Annotated in this window: 4 protein-coding genes; all 4 read right to left on the reverse strand. The window is 71.5% G+C overall.

What is annotated here, in order from left to right; all coding sequences use genetic code 11:
* Positions 1-60: 60 nt before the first annotated feature.
* The 4 genes from nusB to ABZV94_RS41045 all read right to left on the reverse strand — a co-directional run bounded on the left by nusB (position 61) and on the right by ABZV94_RS41045 (position 2,955).
* On the reverse strand, positions 61-495 hold the full coding sequence (nusB, locus tag ABZV94_RS41030; RefSeq protein WP_014671525.1) for a transcription antitermination factor NusB: 435 nt from the start codon (positions 493-495) through the stop codon (positions 61-63).
* Between the two features lie 2 nt (positions 496-497).
* Positions 498-1,064: an elongation factor P gene (gene efp, locus ABZV94_RS41035; protein WP_014671526.1), complete on the reverse strand. Its 567-nt coding sequence runs from the start codon at positions 1,062-1,064 to the stop codon at positions 498-500.
* A gap of 56 nt (positions 1,065-1,120) precedes the next feature.
* Positions 1,121-2,227 (reverse strand): aminopeptidase P family protein, encoded by a 1,107-nt coding sequence (locus tag ABZV94_RS41040; protein ID WP_356350143.1) that lies wholly within the window; start codon positions 2,225-2,227, stop codon positions 1,121-1,123.
* Between the two features lie 116 nt (positions 2,228-2,343).
* Entirely contained in the window at positions 2,344-2,955 is a 612-nt protein-coding gene (locus tag ABZV94_RS41045; RefSeq protein WP_356350144.1) for an AAA family ATPase, read from the reverse strand.
* Position 2,956: the final 1 nt, after the last annotated feature.

The following is a 2,956-nucleotide window of genomic DNA, read 5'->3' on the forward strand; positions in this document are numbered from 1 at the left end:
CCCCGGGGGGCCCCCCCCCCCCGCGGGGGGGCGGGCCCTCCGGCGTTGGCTGTCGGGCGGTTACGCCTCGTCCCGGCGAAGGGACGGCTTGAGTTCCTTCAGACGGCCCAGCAGGCCGTTGACGAACGACGGCGACTCGTCGGTCGAGAACTCCTTCGCCAGCTGCACCATCTCGTCCAGGACGACGGCGTCCGGGGTCTCGTCGACCCAGATCAGCTCGTACGCGCCCAGCCGCAGGATGTTGCGGTCCACGACCGGCATGCGGTCGAGGGTCCACCCCACCGCGTACTGGGCGATCAGCTCGTCGATCCGCTTCGCGTGCTCGGCGTAGCCCTCGACCAGCTGCATCGTGTACTCGCTGACCGGCGGCTGCCGGGTGTCGGACCGGGAGAGCCGGATCCAGTCGGCGAGGACCGTCAGGACGTCGGCGCCGCGCTGGTCGCCCTCGAAGAGGATCTGGAAGGCGCGCTTGCGGGCCGTGTTGCGGGCAGCCACGGTTAGCTGTTCACCCGGCCGAGGTAGTCGCTGGTGCGGGTGTCGACCTTGATCTTCTCGCCGGTGGTGATGAAGAGCGGGACCTGGATCTGGTGGCCGGTCTCCAGGGTGGCCGGCTTGGTGCCACCGGTGGAGCGGTCGCCCTGGACGCCCGGCTCGGTCTCCGCGATGGTCAGCTCGACGGCGGCGGGCAGCTCGACGAAGAGAACCTCGCCCTCGTGCTGCGCGACGGTGGCGGTGAAGCCCTCGACGAGGAAGTTCGCGGCGTCGCCGACGGCCTTCCTGTCGATGTGCAGCTGGTCGTAGGTCTCCATGTCCATGAAGACGAAGTACTCGCCGTCCATGTACGAGAACTGCATGTCGCGCTTGTCGACAGTGGCCGTCTCGACCTTGACGCCGGCGTTGAAGGTCTTGTCGACGACCTTGCCGGAGAGCACGTTCTTGAGCTTGGTGCGCACGAAGGCCGGGCCCTTGCCGGGCTTGACGTGCTGGAACTCGACGACGGACCAGAGCTGGCCGCCTTCGAGCTTGAGCACCATGCCGTTCTTGAGGTCGTTCGTGGAAGCCACGGTTGCGGAATCTCCTGGACTGACGTACGACCCCGGGGCATGCGCACAGCGCGAGGCTAGAGCGCGAGCAGCTCCTTGGTCGTGATGGTGAGTAGCTCGGGTCCGCCGTCCGCCTCGGGGCGCACGACGAGCGTGTCATCGATCCGGACACCGCCCCGGCCCGGGAGGTGGACCCCCGGTTCGACGGTGACCGGCACGCAAGCGTCCAGTTTACCCATGGCCGCGGGCGCCAACTGCGGGTCCTCGTCGATTTCGAGTCCGACACCGTGTCCGGTGAGCGGTGGCAGGGCCTCCGCGTAGCCCGCGGAGTCCAGTACCTGGCGTGCGGCGCGGTCCACGTCACGGTAGGCGGCGCCGGGTGCCAGGAACTCGCGCCCGGCCCGTTGAGCGGCGAAGACCAGGTCGTACAGCTCGATCTGCCAGTCGGCCGGTGAGGTGCCGATGACGAAGGTACGGCCGATCTCGCAGCGGTAGCCGCGGTAGGTGGCGCCGAGACAGACGGAGAGGAAGTCGCCCTCCTCCACCCTCCGGTCGGTGGGGCGGTGGCCGCGGCGGCCGGCGTGCGGTCCCGTGGCCACGGAGGTGGGGAAGGCCGGGCCGTCGGCACCGTGATCGACCAGGCGCCGCTCCAGCTCCAGCGCGAGGTGCCGTTCGGTGCGGCCGACCAGGATCGACTCCAGCAGCTCGCCGAGGGCCTGGTCGGCGATCTCGGCGCCGATGCGCAGGCAGGAGATCTCCTCCTCGTCCTTGACGACCCTGAGCTGTTCCACGGCCCCGCCGAGATCGGTGAGGCGGAGCCTGGGGGCGACGGAGGCGATGGCCCGGTGCCGGGTGACGGTGAGGTGGTGTTCCTCGACCGCCAGGGAGTCGGCGCCCTGGTCGGCGGCGAGGCCGGCCGCCACGACGGCGGCGTCGCCGTCGTGCGCCGGGAGGACGTGCAGGCGCAGGTTCTCGTCCGGCTGGCCTTCGTGGGGCCGGTCGTCCGGCGGGCCGGAGCACACCAGGACGTCCTCGCCTCTGCCGATGAGCAGCACGGCACCCCGCGGGGCGGCGGCGGCGAGGTAGCGGACGTTGGCCGGGCGGGTGACGAGCGCTGCCGCGGTGCCGGCCGCGTTGAAGTGTTCCCTCAGCCGGGATCGGCGGTTCGCGTACACCTCTGACATGAGATGAGCGTAGGAGGTTTGCCCGGATTATGCCGATCGGCGGGGGCCGAGTGGGGCTGCGGGGCAGGTGGGGGCTGGTGCGGCGGTGTGCCGGTACGGCGGGCCCGGCCCCTTGCTCACCAGCTCGGCGGGCTCGCTATCGCCCTGGCCAGGACCTCGTCCAGGACCCTCGCCGTCCCGGGGACGTCCAGCTGGGAGTTGTCGATGATCGGGAGGCCCGAGCCGTACCAGCCGGCCATGCGGCCGTGGATGCGGGCCACCTCCTCGTCGGTGAGGCGGCGGTTGCCGGTGCGCTCGGCGTTGCGCTCGAGGACGACGTCGAGGCCCGGGAGCAGGACCACCGGGAGCAGGCCGGGGCCCACGTGCCGCTTCCAGCCGCCGAGGCCGACGACCGGGCGGTCCGGGAAGACGGCGTCGTCGAGGATGCAGGAGATGCCGTTGGCGAGGAAGTTGCGCGCGGCGAAGCCGCAGGTGCGGCGGGCCAGGCGGTACTGGGCCTCCGAGTTGTCGTTCCAGCCGGACTGCGGGTCGGCGAAGCCCGAGCGGACCCATTCGCGGACGTCGTCCAGGCTGATGTGGGCCGTCGGGACGCGGCGGTGGTCCGCCCAGTACTGGGCGACGCTGGTCTTGCCCGCGCCGGCCGGGCCGATGAGGAGGACGGCGAGGGTGGCCGCCGACGGGTCCAAGGCCGCGGCCGCGGCGAGGGTCCGGTCGTGCACCTCACCCACA

It is taken from the genome of Streptomyces sp. NPDC004658 (assembly GCF_040609555.1).
Classification (GTDB): Bacteria; Actinomycetota; Actinomycetes; order Streptomycetales; family Streptomycetaceae; genus Streptomyces.

Coding starts and splice junctions, on each gene's coding strand:
- ABZV94_RS41040 (WP_356350143.1), bottom strand. CDS start 2,227: ATGTCAGAGGTGTACGCGAACCGCCGATCCCGGCTGAGGGAACACTTC.